At 71.5% G+C, this 16,818-nt stretch carries 13 protein-coding genes; 5 read left to right on the forward strand and 8 right to left on the reverse strand.

Annotation, left to right across the window (positions count from 1 at the left end; translation table 11 throughout):
• The first annotated feature begins 37 nt into the window (after positions 1–37).
• The 3 genes from ACPOLB_RS04505 to ACPOLB_RS04515 all read left to right on the forward strand — a co-directional run bounded on the left by ACPOLB_RS04505 (position 38) and on the right by ACPOLB_RS04515 (position 2,784).
• Positions 38–421: an Mth938-like domain-containing protein gene (locus ACPOLB_RS04505; RefSeq protein ID WP_425260109.1), complete on the forward strand. Its 384-nt coding sequence runs from the start codon at positions 38–40 to the stop codon at positions 419–421.
• Between the two features lie 63 nt (positions 422–484).
• Positions 485–961, forward strand: coding sequence for a peroxiredoxin (locus tag ACPOLB_RS04510; protein WP_425260110.1), 477 nt, complete (start codon positions 485–487; stop codon positions 959–961).
• A gap of 116 nt (positions 962–1,077) precedes the next feature.
• Positions 1,078–2,784 carry a PhoH family protein gene (locus ACPOLB_RS04515; RefSeq protein ID WP_425260111.1) on the forward strand — a complete coding sequence of 569 codons (1,707 nt, stop codon included), beginning with the start codon at positions 1,078–1,080 and terminating at the stop codon, positions 2,782–2,784.
• Positions 2,785–2,850: 66 nt separating this feature from the next.
• Here ACPOLB_RS04515 and ACPOLB_RS04520 read toward each other — a convergent pair whose 3' ends face one another.
• The 4 genes from ACPOLB_RS04520 to ACPOLB_RS04535 form a co-directional block, all read right to left on the reverse strand.
• Positions 2,851–5,010, reverse strand: coding sequence for an Ig-like domain-containing protein (locus ACPOLB_RS04520; RefSeq protein WP_425260113.1), 2,160 nt, complete (start codon positions 5,008–5,010; stop codon positions 2,851–2,853).
• A gap of 143 nt (positions 5,011–5,153) precedes the next feature.
• Positions 5,154–6,050: a DNA ligase gene (locus ACPOLB_RS04525; protein ID WP_425260114.1), complete on the reverse strand. Its 897-nt coding sequence runs from the start codon at positions 6,048–6,050 to the stop codon at positions 5,154–5,156.
• A 130-nt stretch (positions 6,051–6,180) separates the two neighbouring features.
• Positions 6,181–8,091: a propionate--CoA ligase gene (locus ACPOLB_RS04530; RefSeq protein ID WP_425260115.1), complete on the reverse strand. Its 1,911-nt coding sequence runs from the start codon at positions 8,089–8,091 to the stop codon at positions 6,181–6,183.
• A 68-nt stretch (positions 8,092–8,159) separates the two neighbouring features.
• Positions 8,160–9,140, reverse strand: coding sequence for an MDR family oxidoreductase (locus tag ACPOLB_RS04535; protein WP_425260116.1), 981 nt, complete (start codon positions 9,138–9,140; stop codon positions 8,160–8,162).
• A gap of 138 nt (positions 9,141–9,278) precedes the next feature.
• On the opposite strand from ACPOLB_RS04535, the gene ACPOLB_RS04540 reads away from it, so the two are divergent.
• Together ACPOLB_RS04540 and moaA are read left to right on the forward strand one after the other, a co-directional pair.
• On the forward strand, positions 9,279–9,893 hold the full coding sequence (locus tag ACPOLB_RS04540) for a C40 family peptidase (protein ID WP_425260117.1): 615 nt from the start codon (positions 9,279–9,281) through the stop codon (positions 9,891–9,893).
• Between the two features lie 30 nt (positions 9,894–9,923).
• Positions 9,924–11,048, forward strand: coding sequence for a GTP 3',8-cyclase MoaA (gene moaA / locus ACPOLB_RS04545; RefSeq protein WP_425260118.1), 1,125 nt, complete (start codon positions 9,924–9,926; stop codon positions 11,046–11,048).
• Between the two features lie 30 nt (positions 11,049–11,078).
• Here the strand turns inward: moaA and ACPOLB_RS04550 are convergent, their stop codons facing one another.
• From ACPOLB_RS04550 to ACPOLB_RS04565, 4 genes are all read right to left on the reverse strand, one after another.
• A complete protein-coding gene (locus ACPOLB_RS04550) occupies positions 11,079–14,156 on the reverse strand; it encodes an efflux RND transporter permease subunit (protein ID WP_425260119.1) in 3,078 nt (1,025 codons plus the stop codon).
• A gap of 31 nt (positions 14,157–14,187) precedes the next feature.
• Complete coding sequence (locus ACPOLB_RS04555) at positions 14,188–15,429, reverse strand: efflux RND transporter periplasmic adaptor subunit (protein WP_425260120.1); 1,242 nt, start codon at positions 15,427–15,429, stop codon at positions 14,188–14,190.
• A gap of 117 nt (positions 15,430–15,546) precedes the next feature.
• Positions 15,547–15,984, reverse strand: a complete 438-nt coding sequence (gene rnhA / locus ACPOLB_RS04560) for a ribonuclease HI (RefSeq protein ID WP_425260121.1) — start codon at positions 15,982–15,984, stop codon at positions 15,547–15,549.
• Positions 15,984–16,817 (reverse strand): class I SAM-dependent methyltransferase, encoded by an 834-nt coding sequence (locus tag ACPOLB_RS04565; protein ID WP_425260122.1) that lies wholly within the window; start codon positions 16,815–16,817, stop codon positions 15,984–15,986. Before ACPOLB_RS04565 ends, rnhA begins: the two co-directional genes overlap by 1 nt.
• Position 16,818: the final 1 nt, after the last annotated feature.

Here is a 16,818-nt window from a genome sequence, read left to right on the forward strand (position 1 = left end):
CTGTGGCTCCGACGGAAGGAACCTAGAATTATCCCGCATGAAGTTCCAGCCCGACACGACCAGCGGCGTCAACCTGATCTCGCGCCACGAGCCCGGGCGCGTGTGGGTGGGCCCGGTGCTGCACGACAGCAGCGCCATCGTGCCCTGGGAAGGCGCCGTGCTGCCCTGGCAGGCCGACGGCTTCGACGCACTGACGCCGGCGCACTTCGAACGCATCGCGGCGCTGCAGCCGGAGCTGGTGATCTTCGGCAGCGGCGCGCGCATCCGGTTCCCGCACCCGTCGCTGCTGCGGGCGCTGATCGACCGCGGCATCGGCGTCGAGACCATGGACACCGCGGCCGCCTGCCGCACCTACAACGTGCTCGTCAGCGAACGGCGCTCGGCGGTGGCTGCGCTGCTGCTGGGGGGTGCGGGCGGCTGAGGCTGAGGATTTATAATCTCGCGTTGAGCCGGCTTCGGCACCAGACTTCCGAGAAAACCATCCATGACGCCTGTAGTCAACAAAGCCCTGCCGGAATTCGAAGCTGCCGCCACCAGCGGCGTGAAGTTCACGCCCCAGGCCAACCTCGGCCGTGCCGTGGTGCTGTACTTCTACCCGAAGGACGCGACACCGGGCTGCACCACCGAGGCCATGCAGTTCCGTGACCACCACAAGGACTTCGTGAAGGCCGGCGCCGTGGTCTTCGGCGTCTCGCGCGACAACCTGGCCTCGCACGAGAAGTTCAAGCAGGCGCTGGAACTGCCGTTCGAGCTGATCGCCGACACCGAAGAGAAGCTCTGCCACATGTTCGGTGTGGTGAAGAACAAGATCATGTACGGCAAGAAGGTGAAAGGCATCGAGCGCAGCACCTTCCTGATCGACGCCGAGGGCGTGATGCGTGCCGAGTGGCGCGGCATCAAGGTCGCCGGCCACGTCGACGAAGTGCTGAAGGCCGTCAAGGCCCTCAAGAAGGCGGCCTGAGATCGCACGGTCCGCCGTCCAGCGGCCTGCCGCACGCGCCGTGCAAGCCGCCTCCCTGTCCCTGAAAGCCGCACAGCCGCCTGTGCGGCTTTTGTCTTTTTGATTCGCCCCCGCCCATGCCCCTGCCGAAGCCTCCGACCAAGAAAGCCGCCCTGCTGAGCTCCGCCGACTTCGAGGCCCAGCCGGCAGCGAAGCCTGCGCGGCGCAGCGCGCGCGGCACCAGCCTGCCTGCGCCGGCGGCCGCGCCAGCCGTGGCCGTGCCGCGGCCGGCCCCGGCTGCGGCGCCCGCGCCGGCACCCGCGGTCGCCCGCGCAGCGCCGCCGGCTGCCGCGGCACCGGCTCCGCAGCGCGCGGTGGCACCGGCCCCCGCCGCAGTGCCGGCGCCCGCCCCCAGGAGCCGGCAGCGCACGCCGCGCGGCACCGGCCCGGCCAAGCTCTTCGTGCTGGACACCAACGTGCTGATGCACGACCCGATGAGCCTGTTCCGCTTCGAGGAACACGACGTCTTCCTGCCGATGATCACGCTGGAAGAACTCGACGGCCACAAGAAGGGCATGAGCGAGGTCTCGCGCAACGTGCGCCAGGTCAGCCGCGAGCTCGACGCGCTTGCGTCCTTTGGCAAGGACGACGGCAGCCTCGACGCCAGCGCCGGCATCCCGCTGTCCAAGACCGGCAAGCGCGAGGCCGGCGGCAAGCTGTTCTTCCAGACCATGCTGCTGGACGTGAAGCTGCCCGCCGGGCTGCCGCAGGGCAAGGCCGACAACCAGATCCTGGGTGTCGTGCAGTCGCTGCGCGACAGCCAGCCGGCACGCGAGGTGGTGCTGGTGTCCAAGGACATCAACATGCGCGTGAAGGCGCGCGCCCTGGGCCTGCCGGCCGAGGACTACTTCAACGACAAGACGCTGGAAGACGGCGACCTGCTCTACACCGGCGTGCTGGCCCTGCCGGCCGACTTCTGGGAACGCCACGGCAAGACGATGGAGTCGTGGCAGCAGGGCGGCTTCACGTACTACCGCATCAGCGGCCCGCTGGTGCCGGCGCTGCTGATCAACCAGTTCGTCTACCTCGAGACCCCGGGCGCGGCGCCGCTGTACGCGCGGGTCACCGAGATCACCGGCAAGACCGCGGTCCTGAAGACGCTGCGCGAGTACACGCATGCGAAGAATGCGGTCTGGGGCGTGACCGCGCGCAACCGCGAGCAGAACTTCGCGCTGAACCTGCTGATGGACCCGGACTGCGACTTCATCACCCTCACCGGCACCGCGGGCACCGGCAAGACGCTGATGACGCTGGCCGCCGGCCTGAGCCAGGTGCTGGACGACCGCCGCTACACCGAGATCATCGTCACGCGCGTCACCGTGCCGGTGGGCGACGACATCGGCTTCCTGCCCGGCAACGAGGAAGAGAAGATGGGCCCGTGGATGGGCGCGCTGGACGACAACCTGGAAGTGCTGGCGCGCAGCGACAGCAGCGCCGGCGAGTGGGGGCGCGCGGCCACCAACGACCTGGTCCGCAGCAAGATCAAGATCAAGAGCCTGAACTTCATGCGCGGGCGCACGTTCCTGAACAAGTTCGTGCTGATCGACGAAGCGCAGAACCTCACGCCCAAGCAGATGAAGACGCTGATCACGCGCGCCGGCCCGGGCACCAAGATCGTGTGTCTGGGCAACCTGGCGCAGATCGACACGCCCTACCTCACCGAAGGCTCGTCGGGTCTGACCTACGCCGTCGACCGCTTCAAGGGCTGGCCGCACGGCGGCCACGTCACGCTGGCGCGCGGCGAACGCTCGCGGCTGGCCGACTTCGCCAGCGAAGTGCTCTGACCGGCGCCAGGCTCGCAAGTGAACAAGGGGCGCCGCGGCGCCCCTTGTCGTTGCTGCAGCGCCCGCTCAGGGGATGTAGTTCAGCGTCTCCGGCAGCGGACCCAGCACCGGCACCTCGAAGATCGGGCCGCCCTCGTCGGGGTCGATGATGGTCGCGCCGCCGCTGGCGAAGAAGGTCGCGATCTGCCGCTGCGCCGCCAGGGCGTAGCCCGACGCGGCCATGTTGCCGATGTTCGTCAGGTACACGTGCGGGTTCTTGCCGACAGCGCTGTTCAGCGCGTAGGCCAGGTCGTTGCGGAAGTAGCTGGTGCGGTCGGCCAGGCCACCGGCGCGCACGATGGCGCTGCTGGTCGGGTTGGGCACGGTCTGGTCACCCTTGGCGAACTGGATCAGCACCGGCTTGGGCGCGAAGCCCGCCGGCGGCGCCTTGCGGATGGCCGCCGCGTAGCTGACCGGGTTGCCCGACTGCTGCACCCACTCGAAGCGGTCCAGCACCACGGCGATGTCCGTGGCGCCCGGCACCGTGTTCGTCACCGGCGGCTGGTCGCGCAGCGGGATGTTCTCGTTGAACACCAGGTTGAACGGCGACGGCACGCCCGGCAGCGGCGGCAGGTTCAGCAGCTGCGGCACGCGCGTGGCCAGCGTCACCGCGGTGAGGAAGCGGAAGCCGCCCAGCCGCGCCACCTCGGTGATGCTGCCGCCCGGCACGTTGGGCACGCCGGCCTGGATCGACGGTTCGCTGCCGAGCAGGATGGTGCCGTAGATGCCGCCGAAGGACTGGCCCGCGTAGTAGATGCGCGCGGCGTCGAGGTCGGTGCTGCCGTCGCCGTCGACGTCGATGCCGGCCTCGACCTGGCGCACCAGCTGCATCAGGTCGACCACGGTCTGGCGCAGGCCGTCGCGGCTGCTGATGATGGTGCGCGGCGCCGCAGCGTTGACGCCTTCGGTGCTGTCGATGACGGTGTTGCCGTCCTGGTCGATACCGCGGCCGCCGGCCGGCACCTGCACCGGGTCGGCCCCGCTGCGCTGCACGTTCAGCACGCCTTGCGCACCGCCGCCGTGGCCCACGACGTTGATGGCCACGGTGGCGATGCCTGCCGCCGCCATCGTGGACGCCACGGCCCAGGGCGCGCCGTACATGCTGTCGGTGAAGCCGTGGCCGAAGATGGCCACCGGCCAGCCGGCCGCCGGGCGTGTGCCGGCGGGCAGGAACACCTGCACCACCAGGTCGTTGTGGCCCTGCACCTGCGGAGTGCCGGTCAGCGTGCCGGTGGGCGGGATGTACTTCTCGGCGGTGGCGTAGTCGGGCGAGCGGAAGCGCCCGTAGGCCACCTGGCCCACCGCCGCGGGGGACAACACCGGCAGCGGCAGGTTGCTGTTGGTGAAGCCGGGCGCGGTGCTGGTCTGGCGTGCCCACTGCACGCCCGTCAGCTGCGCCAGCGGGAACACCGCGCGCACGGTCGCGCCGGCGGCCGTGCCGATGTTGAAGTCCACCGGCGCCGGCGTGCCGGCCTTGATGGCGCGGTTGATCTTGGCCAGGTCGCTGCTGGCGCTCTGCGTGCTGAACAGGCTGGCGGCGACGACGCTGTTGCGCGCCAGGCGCAGGCTGCGCACGGCGTCGCGCAACTCGCGGCGGTAGTCCAGCCCGCCCTTGTCGCGGCCCTGCGGCAGCACGCCGGCCAGGCCACTGGCGTCGCGCCAGGCGCCGGGCTCGATGCGCGCGCCGGTGGCGTCGCGCACGCCGTCGGTGACGACCACGAGGTAGCGCGTGTGCTCCTGCAGCAGCTGGTCGCTTTCGACCGCCAGCGTCTTCGTGGCGGGGTCCCACAGCACCTGATTGATGCCCACGCGATCGCCGCGGCCGGCGCCGGTGAGCGTGTCGCCCAGGCTGACCAGGAACATGGTCTCGCTGGTCACGGTGGCGGGGTCGATGTCGCCCGTGAACGGCACGGTGATGCGCGGCTGCGTGGAGAAGCCGTCGAGCGTGTTGATGACGTCGATGTCCTGGCAGTCGCTGACACGCACGGCGCAGTCGGGCTTGGGCAGGCTGACCCGGCGCAGCGTGTTCTGCGTGCCGTCGAACACCGTCAGGCGGTTGCTCGGGAAGATGCTGCCGGCGGGGTCGGCGGCGTTGGCACGCACGCTGACACCGGCGGCGAAGGCGGCCGGTGCGAGCAGCGACAGGGTGATGGCGGCCGCGAGCGGGCCACGGGCGAAGGTCGGCATGGACGGGTCTCCTGGATGACCCGGGTCAAGTGCGCCGGGTTCTGCGCTGCGTTATACGGTGCGGCCGCGCGCGCCAGCCATGGGCTGAACCCGGGGAGGATGTCGCGCACGCGACAGGCACCCCGCGCCGGTCGACCCGGCGTTCAGAATCCGCGTTCGCGCAGGAAGCTGGCAAAGCGCGGCACGCCGGCGGCGGTGCTGCCGCGGTGCGTGTAGGTGACGATGGCGCCCAGGCGCGGCGGGTGTTCGCGCTGCCGGTCGCTGAAGCCGGTGCCGATCAGGAACGTGGTGCCGTCCTGGCAGCGCACACGCAGCGCGCCCAGGCGCCCGGCGTGCCGCCCGCGCCCGGGCACATGGCCGACGACCACCGCTTCCGCGTCGTGCAGCGGCTTGAGCTTCAGCAGCGCGCCGCTGCGGCCGGGGCGCCAGGCGGCGGCGGCGTGCTGCAGCATCAGCCCTTCGCCGCCGTCCTGCACCACGGCCTCGAGCATCGCCTGCAGCGCATCGCGGTCGGCCAGGCTGTGCTGCGCCACGGCCTGCAGCTGCGGCCAGCCGTGCTGGCGTGCCAGCGCGTCCAGGCGCGCGGCGCGCTGCGCAAACGGGCCGCCGGCGCCGGGCAGGTCGAACACCATGTACCGCAGCACGCGCCACTCGGCGTCGTCGGGTTCCTGCCGGCGCACGGCACCGCACAGGGCCTCGAAGCTGCCGCGGCCCATCCAGAGTTCGCCGTCCAGCGGCGTGGCCGGCAGCCGCGCCGTGAACCACGCCGGCGCCGGCACCGCCAGCCCGCTGCGGAAGCGCAGCACGTGGCCGTCCCACAGCGCGCGGGCGCCGTCGAGCTTTTCGCTGACCAGCCAGCCCTGCGGGTCGATGGGGCCGGCGGCCTCGCGCGCCAGGCGCAGCGCGGGGGCCGGCAGGGCTTCGTCGTCCAGCGCCGCAGCCGCCGTGGCGGCGGCAGGGGCAACCGGACAGAGGGCGCCGGCCAGCCACGCCAGGCAGGCGCGGCGGGAGGGCGTGGACGCGTGCTGGGGCTCGGACATGACCATCTCCTGACAATGACAGGGAAGGCAGTGTCGGCAGCAGCGCCCTGCGCCGCCATCGCCCCGGCGGGCACCCTCGCCCGGGGGCACCTGCCCGGCCGGGCCAGGCCGGCCTGGCCGGCTTGCCCGGTCAGGCCGGGCCGACCAGGTCCTTGATCTGCTGCAGCGTCGACGGGTCTTCGATGGTCGTCAGGTCGCCCGGGTCGCGCTGCTCGCACACGGCCTGGATCGCGCGGCGCAGCAGCTTGCCCGAGCGGGTCTTGGGCAGCGCGGCGACGAAACGCACGCGCGCCGGGCGCGCCACCGCGCCGAGCTGCGTGTCCACCACCTTCATCAGCTCGCCTTCGAGCTGCAGTGTCTCGGCCGGCGTGCCGGCGCGCGACGCGTCCTTCAGCACCACGAAGGCCATCGCCACCTGGCCCTTCAGCGCGTCGGCCACGCCCACCACCGCGACCTCGGCGACGTTGGGGTGGCTGGACAGGCTTTCCTCGATCTCGCGCGTGCCCAGGCGGTGGCCGGCGACGTTGATGACGTCGTCGGTGCGGCCGAGGATGAAGAAGTAGCCGTCCTCGTCGCGGATGCCCCAGTCGAAGGTGCTGTAGAGCATCTTGCCGGGGATGCTGCTCCAGTAGGTCTTCACGAAGCGCGCATCGTCGCGCCACACGGTCTGCATGCAGCCGGGCGGCAGCGGGCCGGCGATGGCCACCACGCCCTTCTGGTGGGGGGCGGTGAGTTCCTCGCCGGTGGTCTCGTCGATCAGCTTCACGTCGTAGCCGTACACCGCCTTGCCGGGCGAGCCGAACTTGGTGGGCGCGGCCTCGATGCCGTTGCACAGGCTCAGGATCGGCCAGCCGGTCTCGGTCTGCCAGTAGTTGTCGATGATGGGCTTGCCCAGGGCGCCGGCGATCCAGGTCGCGGTGGGCTCGTCCAGCGGCTCGCCCGCCAGGAACAGCGCGCGCAGGCTCGACAGGTCGTGCTTGCGCAGCGCCTCGGGGTCCTGCTTCTTCAGCACGCGCACGGCCGTGGGCGCCGAGAACATCGCCGTGACCTTGTACTTCTCGACCAGGCTCCACCAGATGGCGGCGTCGGGGCCCTGCATGCCGCGGGTGGGCAGGCCTTCGTACAGGATCGTGGCCATGCCGGCCAGCAGCGGGCCGTAGACGATGTAGCTGTGGCCCACCACCCAGCCGATGTCGCTGGTGCTGAAGTAGGTCTCGCCCGCGTTGCCCATGAAGATGTTCTTCATGCTGGCCGTCAGCGCCACGGCGTAGCCGCCGGTGTCGCGCTGCACGCCCTTGGGCTTGCCGGTGGTGCCGCTGGTGTAGAGCGTGTAGCTGGGGTGGGCGCTGTCGACCCACTCGCACGGCACCGGGGTGTCGGCGTGGCCGTCGCGCCAGACCGCATAGTCCTCGTCACGGCCCTGCACGCGCTCGAAGGGGCTCAGGCCGCGGTCGACCATCAGCACGCGTGCCGGCTTGTGCGTGGCCAGCCGGATGGCTTCGTCGAGCAGCGGCTTGTAGGGCACGACCTTGCCGCCGCGGCTGCCGGCGTCGGCGCTGACGATGACGGTGGGCTCGGCGTCGTCGATGCGGCTGGCCAGGCTGACGCTGGCGAAGCCGCCGAACACCACCGAGTGCAGCGCACCGATGCGCACGCAGGCCAGCATCGCGAACACCGCCTCCGGGATCATCGGCATGTAGACCAGCACGCGGTCGCCCTTGCGGACGCCCAGTTCGCGCAGGATGGCCGCCATGCGCTGCACCTCGGCATGCAGTTCGCGGAAGGAGTAGACCTTCTCCTGGCCGACCTCGGTCGAGACCCAGACCAGCGCGTTCTGCTCGGGCCGCGTGGCCAGGTGCCGGTCCACCGCGTTGTGGCACAGGTTGGTGGTGCCACCGACGAACCACTGCGTGAACGGCGGGTTGCTGTCGTCGCAGACCTGCGTGAACGGCGTGTGCCAGTCGATCAGGGCGGCCTGCTCGGTCCAGAAGGCGTCGCGGTCGGTCAGCGAACGGCGGTGGAAGTCGGCGTAGTCGGTCATCTTGGTTTGTCTCCGGATCTGTGCAGGCCGGCGGTATCAGACCGCCGGCCGCTGACGGGCCACTGACTTCAGACGATGCGCACCACCAGCCGGCCGCGCACCTTGCCGGCCATCAAGTCGGCCGCGCGGGCGATGGCCTGGCCGAGCGGGATCTCTTCGGCGATGCGCTCCAGTGCCGCCGGCACCAGGTCGCGCGCCAACCGGTCCCAGGCTGCCTGGCGCAGCGCGCGCGGCGCCATCACGCTGTCCACGCCGGCCAGCGTGACGTTGCGCAGGATGAACGGCGCCACGCTGGCCGGCAGGTCCATGCCTTGCGCCAGGCCGCAGGCGGCGACGACGCCGCCGTAGCGCGTCTGCGCCAGCGCGTTGGCCAGCGTGTGGCTGCCGACCGCGTCCACGACACCGGCCCAGCGCTCCTTCTGCAGCGGCTTGCCGGCGGCGGCCAAGGTGGCGCGGTCGATGACCTCCGCCGCACCCAGGCCCTGCAGGTAGTCGGCCTCGTGCGGCCTGCCGCTGGCCGCCACCACGCGGTGGCCCAGCGTCGACAGCAGCGTGATCGCGACGCTGCCGACGCCGCCGGTGGCGCCCGTCACCAGCACATCGCCGTCGCCCGGCTGCAGGCCGTGGCGCTCCAGCGCCATCACGCACAGCATCGCGGTGTAGCCGGCAGTGCCGATGGCCATGGCCTGGCGCGGCGTGAAGGCGGCCGGCAGCTTCACCAGCCAGTCGCCCTTCAGCCGGGCCTTCTCTGCCAGGCAGCCCCAGTGCGTCTCGCCCACCCCCCAGCCGTTGTGCACGAAGCGGTCGCCGGGCTGCCAGTCGGGATGGCTGCTCTCCAGCACGGTGCCGGCGCCGTCGATGCCGGGCACCATCGGCCAGGTGCGCACCACGGGCGCGCGGTTGGTCAGCGCCAGTGCGTCCTTGTAGTTCAGCGTCGACCAGGTCGGCGCCACCAGCACGTCGCCCGCGGGCAGCCGCGCTTCGTCGAGCTCGGTCAGGCCGGCGTGGAAGCCGGTGTCGTTCTTCTCCAGCAGCAGGGCCTTGAACATGGTCTGGGGTCGCTTTCTTGTGGATGGGGTGGGGACGTCGCAGCCGGCATCTTGCCGGATCACGCCAGCATCCGGTTGCATCTGCTCCGGCCGGCCGCGTTGACAGCGGGTACATGCCCCCCTATCCTGACGCGTTTGATGCCCCAGCACCCTGCCCCACTGCGCGCGCTTGTCCTGTGCCTGGCCCTGGCCGGCCCGGCCAGCGTGCTCGCAGCCCCCGACGAGGCCGGTCCGCAGGGGGATGCCGTGCTGCAGCTGCTGCAGAGCAAGGGCCTGCTGCCCGACGCCGCCGCCGCTGGCGACACCCCGGCCTTCGTGCGCCAGATGCGCGACGCCGCCTCCGACCTGGTGCTGTCGGCGATGAACTTCCTGGGCGTGCCCTACCGCCGCGGTGGCGATTCGGCCGACGAGGGCTTCGACTGCAGCGGCTTCACGCGCCATGTCTTCGAGATGAGCCTGGGGCTGGTGCTGCCGCGGCGCGCCGACCAGCAGGCGCGCGACCAGTCGCTGGCGCAGGTGGCACGCGACGAGCTCAAGCCCGGCGACCTCGTGTTCTTCAACACGATGCGGCGCGCGTTCTCGCACGTGGGCATCTACGTCGGCGAGGGCAAGTTCATCCACGCGCCGCGCGCCGGCAGCGCCGTGCGCATCGAGGACATGCGCCAGGCCTACTGGGCCAAGCGCTTCAACGGCGCACGCCGTGCCGAGCTGCCGGGCGGCGCGCCGGCGCTGGAAGCCACCCCTCGGCCCTGACGGCCCGGCACCCGCGGCACAATCGGCCGCATGGGTGAAAGCGTCATTCCTCTGGCCGACCTGCGCTACGCGGCAGCGGTGCCCCTCGTCCCCGAGGCGCCGGCAGCGCCCACCGGGCTGCTGTCCGATCGCCTGGGCCGGCCGCTGCACGACCTGCGCATCTCGGTCACCGACCGGTGCAACTTCCGCTGCAGCTACTGCATGCCCAAGGAAGTCTTCGACCGCGACTACCGCTTCCTGCCGCAGAGCTCGCTGCTGAGCTTCGAGGAGATCACGCGCGCGGCGCGCCTGTTCGTCGCGCACGGCGTGCACAAGCTGCGCCTGACCGGCGGCGAGCCGTTGCTGCGCAAGCACCTCGAGGTGCTCATCAGCCAGCTGGCCGCCCTGCGCACGCCCGACGGCGCCGAACTCGACATCACGCTCACGACCAACGGCTCGCTGCTCGCGCGCAAGGCCGAGGCGCTGCGCGACGCCGGCCTGAAGCGCGTGACGGTGAGCCTGGACGCGCTGGACGACACGATCTTCCGGCGCATGAACGACGTCGACTTCCCGGTGGCCGACGTGCTGCACGGGATCGGGGCCGCGCTGCGCGCGGGCCTGGCGCCGGTGAAGATCAACATGGTCGTCAAGCGCGGCACCAACGACCACGAGATCGTGCCGCTGGCTCGCCACGTGCGCGAGCACTTCGGCCCCGGCGTGGTGCTGCGCTTCATCGAGTACATGGACGTGGGCGCCACCAACGGCTGGCGCATGGACGAGGTGCTGCCCTCGGCGGACGTGGTCGCGCGGCTGCACGCCGCGTTCCCGCTGGAGCCGCTGCAGGCCAGTGCCCCCGGCGAGACCGCGCAGCGCTGGCGCTACGCCGACGGCGGTGGCGAGGTCGGCGTCATCAGCAGCGTGACCCAGGCCTTCTGCCGCGACTGCAACCGCGCCCGGCTGTCCACCGAGGGCAAGCTGTTCCTGTGCCTGTTCGCCAGCCGCGGCCACGACCTGCGCGCGCTGCTGCGCGGCAACTACAGCGACGCCCAGATCGCGGGCGCGCTGGGCCTGATCTGGGGCGCGCGCGACGACCGCTACTCCGAGCTGCGCGGCGCGATGCAGGCCTACCCCGGCAGCGGCGAGCGCCGCGTCGAGATGCACTACATCGGCGGATGAACCAGCCCCACCCCGCCGGGGTGGAGCTGGTCAGTCCGCGCCGTGCGGCTGCGGCTCGGCGTCGGGGGTCGTGATCTCGCCAGGCACGCGCCTGCGTGCGAACAGCGTGTAGATCGTGGGCACGACGAAGATCGTCAGCAGCGTGCCGATCGTCATGCCGCCGACGATGACCCAGCCGATCTGCCGCCGGCTCTCGGCGCCGGCGCCGGTGGCCAGCGCCAGCGGCAGTGCGCCCAGCACCATTGCGCCGGTGGTCATCAGGATGGGCCGCAGCCGCAGGCTGGCGGCCTCGATCACCGCGTCGCGCACCGCGCGGCCCTGCTGGCGCAGCTGGTTGCTGAACTCGACGATCAGGATGCCGTGCTTGGAGATCAACCCGACCAGCGTGATCAGCCCGATCTGCGAGTACACGTTGAGCGTGCCTCCGATCAGCTGCAGCGCCAGCAGCGCGCCCACCATCGACAAGGGCACCGCGAGCAGGATCACGAAGGGGTCGATGAAGCTCTCGAACTGCGCCGCCAGCACCAGGAAGATGAACAGCAGCGCCAGCACGAAGACCACGCCGAGCGCGCCCGACGACGCCTTGAACTCGCGGCTGACGCCGTTGAGCTCGGTCGTGTAGCCGGCCGGCAGCACGCGCTGCGCCGTGCTGTCCATGAACTGCAGCGCCTCGCCCAGCGCATAGCCCGGCGCCAGGCTGGCGGTGATGGCCACCGAGCGGCGCTGGTTGAAGTGGTTCAGCTCGCGCGGGCTCACCGACTCGCGCACGGTGACCAGGCTCGACAGCGGCACCATCGTGTCGTTGCGGCCGCGCACGAACATCTTCTCGATGTCCTCGGGCGTGGTGCGTCCGCCCGAGGCCGTCTGCACCAGCACGTCGTACTGCTCGGCGTCGCGCTTGTAGCGTGTGACGGCGCGCCCGCCCAGCATGGTCTCGACGGTGCGCGCCACCGCGTCCACCGACACGCCCATGTCGGCCGCGCGCTGGCGGTCCACGTCCATGAAGATCTCGGGCTTGTTCAGCTGCAGGTCGATGTCGGGCTGCACGATGCCCGGGTTCTTCGCCATCTCGGCGACGAACTGCTGCGCCACGCGCGCCATGTTCTGGTAGCTGTCGCCGCTGACGATGACGTAGTTCAGCGGCCGCTCGCGGAAGCCCTGCCCCAGGCTGGGCGGCGTCACCGGGAACACGCTCACGCCCGGCAGCGCCATCAGCTGCGGCAGCAGCTTCTGCGCCAGTTCGGGCGTGCTGAGGTCGCGTTCGGTCCAGTCCACCGTGCGCAGCACGCCGAAGGCACTGGAGACCTGCCCGCCGCCGATGAACATGAAGCGGCGGTCGAACTCGGGGTACTGCGCCGCGATGGTCTCGATGGCGTCGAGGTAGCGCGCCGTGTAGTCCAGCGTGGCGCCGTCGGGGGCGCGGATCGGCATCGCGATGACGCCCCGGTCCTCCAGCGGCGACAGCTCGCTCTTGGTGGCGCTGAACAGCCACGCGCTGCCGCCGCCGGCCGCCAGCATCGCCAGCAGCACCACCCAGCGGTGCATCAGCGTCCAGCGCAGCACGCGCTCGTAGCCGTTCGTCAGGCCGACCAGCAGCCGCTCCATGCCGGCGTCGAAGCGGGTGGGCTTCTCGGCGTGGCGCAGCAGCTTGCTGCACATCATCGGTGTCAGCGTCAGCGCCACGAAGCCCGACACCAGCACCGCGCCCGCCAGCGTCAGCGCGAATTCACCGAACAGCCGCCCGGTGCGGCCGGGGGTGAACGCCAGCGGCGCGAACACCGCGGCCAGCGTGAGCGTCATCGCGACGACGGCGAAGCTGATCTCGCGCACGCCCTTCAGCGCCGCCTGGAACGGCGTCAGGCCCTCCTCGATGTGGCGGAAGATGTTCTCCAGCACGACGATGGCGTCGTCGACGACCAGGCCGATGGCCAGCACCAGCGCCAGCAGCGTCAGCGTGTTGATCGTGAAGCCCGCGGCCGCGATCAGCGCGAAGCTGCCGATCAGGCTGACGGGAATCGTGACCAGCGGGATCACCGAGGCGCGCAGCGTGCGCAGGAACACGAACACCACCAGCGCCACCAGCACCACGGCCTCGGCCACGGTGGTGTAGACGGCCTTGATCGAGCGGTCGATGAAGACCGAGTTGTCGTTGGCCTGCACCACCGTCACCGACGGCGGCAGGTCGCGCTGGATCTGCGGCATCAGCGCACGCACGCCGGCGGCCACCTCCAGCGGGTTCGCGGTGGCGTTGCGGATGATGCCGGTGCTGATCGACGGCACGCCGTTCAGGCGCACGCGCGAGCGGTCGCTGGCCGCGGCCTCCTCGACGCGCGCCACGTCGCGCAGGCGCACCGTGTGGCCGCCGGCGGACTTCAGCGCGATCTCGTTGAACTCGGCCACCGAGTTCAGGTCGGTGCGCGAGGTGACGCTGAACTCGCGCAGCTGGCTCTCGATGCGCCCGGCCGGCACCTCCAGGTTCTGCCGGCGCAGCGCGTCTTCCACGTCCTGCACCGTCAGGCGGTAGGCGGCCAGCCGGTCGGGGTCGAGCCAGATGCGCATGGCATAGCGGCGGTCGCCGCCGACCTGCACGTCGGCCACGCCGCTCACGGTCTGCAGCCGCGGCTTCACGACACGGGTGATCAGGTCGGTCAGCTCCAGCGGGCCCATGGTCTCGCTGGTGTAGGCCAGCCAGATCGTCGGCGTGGCGTCGGCCTCGACCTTGGCGATGACGGGTTCGTCCACCGAGTCGGGCAGGCGTCCGCGTGCGCGCGCGACCCGGTCGCGCACCTCGGCGGCGGCCGTGTCGGGGTCCTTGCTCAGCTTGAAGCGCACCGTGATCTGGCTGCTCTCGGTGCGCGACACCGAGGTCATGATCTCCACGCCGTCGATGCCGGCGATCGAGTCCTCGAGCGGCTTCGTCACCTGCGACTCGATCACCTCCGACGAGGCCCCGAGCAGCCGCGTCGACACGTTCACCAGCGGTTCGTCGATGCGCGGGTACTCGCGCACGCTGAGCTGCTGGAACGACACCAGGCCGACCAGGATCAGCAGCAGCGACATCACCGTCGCCAGCACCGGGCGGCGGATCGACACTTCGGACAGTCGCATCGTCGTGCTCCTCGTGCTTGCGTTGCGCCCGTCAGGCCGCGACCGCGCGGCCGGACCCGGAGGCCGCGCCGCTGGCCGGCCGCGCCGGGCCGGCCGGGCTGGCCAGGTCGATCACGCGCACCGGCGGTGCCTCGCCACGCAGGCGCGCCTGCCCGGCGGTGACGACCACGTCGCCCGCGGCCACGCCCGACAGCAGTTCCACCTTGCCCGGCAGGCGCAGGCCCAGCTGCACCTCGACGCGCTGCGCCACCGGGCCGGCGGTGCCCGTGCCCAGCTTGAACACGTACTGCTTGCCGCCCAGCGGCACCAGTGCTTCTTCGGGCACCACCAGCGCGTTCTCGCGCGTGGAGAAGACGACACGCGGGCGCGCGAACATGCCCGGCCGCAGCTGGCCGCCGGGGTTCTCGACGCGGGCGCGCACCAGCAGCGCGCGGCCGTTGGCGTCGACCGACGAGTCCAGCGCGTCGATGCGGCCCTTGAAGCTGCGGCCCGGCACGGCGTCGAGCGACACCTCCACCGGCTGGCCGGTGCGCACGCGCGACACGTAGCGCTCGGGCAGGCTGAAGTCGACCGACAGCGACGACAGGTCCTCCAGGCTCACGATGTCGGCGCCGTCCTTCAGGTAGTCGCCGATGTCCACCTTGCGGATGCCGGTGGTCGCGTCGAAGGGCGCCACGATCTTCATGCGTGCCAGTTGCGCGCGCGCCAGCGCCACCTGGGCTTCGGCCACTTCCAGTGCCGCGGCGTTCTGGTCGACCGCGCTCTGGCTGACGAAGCCCTGCGCCAGCAGCTCGCGGCTGCGCTGCAGGTTCGTGCGTGCGATGCTGCTCTGCGCCTCGGACTGCTTCAGTTGCGCCTGCTGCAGCGTGTCGTCCAGCTGCACCAGCAGCTGGCCGCGGCGCACGCGCTGGCCTTCGACGAAACCGAACTGCGCCACGCGGCCGCTGACCTCGGGGCGCAGCATCACGCCCTGCGCCGCGTTGAGCGAGCCCACGGCCTGCACGTCGTCGACCAGCGTCGCCAGCGTGACCTTGCCGACCTCGACCGCCGCCGGCCCGCCAGGGCCGCCCGGGCCGCCGCGGCCGCCAGCACCGGCACCAGGTCCAGCGCCAGCACCAGGACGGGTCGGGCCACCCGCCATCGCGCCCTGGCCGGGCCCAGCGGCAGCTGCGGCTGCACCGGCGGGCGCCGGCGCGCGGTTCTGCCACCACCAGGCCAGACCGCCCGCAAGCACGATGCCCACGGCGGCCACGATCGTGTGAACCTTTCTCAACGCGCGTCCTTGCTACAAAACGTCAACCGGCGACTGTAGCGGTTCGGCGCCGATGCCGTGGTTCGGCTTCCACTTAGCCGCCCGCCGGGCCGGGCGGTGCGCGGCCGCGCTTGCGGATCAGCGGCCGGCGCTGCCCACGCCGCGGTTGGCCAGCAGGTCGGCGCGTTCGTTGCCGGGGTCGCCGGCGTGGCCCTTCACCCAGCGCCAGGTCACGTCGTGGCCGGCGGCCAGCGCGTCCAGCCGCTGCCAGAGCTCGACGTTCTTCACCGGCTTCTTGTCGGCCGTCTTCCAGCCGCGGGCCTTCCAGCCGTGGATCCAGCTCGTGATGCCATTGCGCACGTACTCGCTGTCGGTGTAGACCGTGACGGCGCAGCGCCGCTTCAGCGAGGCCAGGGCCTCGATCACGGCGGTCAGCTCCATGCGGTTGTTGGTGGTCAGCGGCTCGCCGCCCCACAGTTCCTTCTCGTGTTCGCCGCTCTTCAGCCAGGCGCCCCAGCCGCCGGGGCCGGGGTTGCCCTTGCAGGCGCCATCGGTGTAGATCACCACATCGGACATCAGGATTCCACTTCCACGGGTTCACGGTTGGCCACCACCGCGGGGGCGGCCTTCATCTTGCGGCGTTCGTTCTTCAGCAGGCCCACCAGCCGCATGCCGCGCACGCGCTTGACCGCCACGATGAAGTACACCGCCCCCAGCACCGGCCACCAGCGGTCGCCCACCGGGTCCATCCAGGCATAGCGGTCGAGCCAGCGCTGCGAGCCGACCGGCGGGCGGTAGCAGCCGAAGCGGCCCACCTCGACCTCGAAGCCCAGCAGGCGCAGCCAGTCGCGCAGCCGCCAGTAGCCGATGAACTCGCCCGCACGCGGCAGGTACAGCCCCCGGTCGCGGCCAATGCCCAGGCCGTGCTTCATGTGGCCGGCGCGCTGGCGCAGCCCCCACAGGCTGGTCGGGTTGAAGCCGGCGATGACGACACGGCCCTCGGGCACCAGCACGCGCTCCACCTCGCGCAGCGTCTGGTGCGGGTCGCGCGCCAGTTCCAGCGAGTGCGGCAGCACGACGAGATCGATGCTGTGCTGCGGGAACGGCAGCGCGTCGAACTCGCAGAACAGCGCCACCGGATCGGTGGCAGGCAAGGTGCTCAGGCCGTCGCGCGGCGGCGGCAGCACCAGCGACTCGGGCACCACCAGCGAGTCGCTGGCGACCCAGCGGTGCGGCATGCGGTTGGCGCGCAGTCCGTCGAGCTCGGGCAGGCCGAGCTGCAGCGCGTGGAAGCCGAAGGCGTCGGTGACGGCGAGGTCCAGGCGGTCCTGCACCCATGCCAGCAGATAGCGGCCGGGCGCCGTCTGCAGCCAGGCCCCCAACTCTATAATCGACTCGTCTCGCGTCATG

Source organism: Rubrivivax soli, from assembly GCF_049810355.1.
Lineage (GTDB): Bacteria > Pseudomonadota > Gammaproteobacteria > Burkholderiales > Burkholderiaceae_C > Rubrivivax.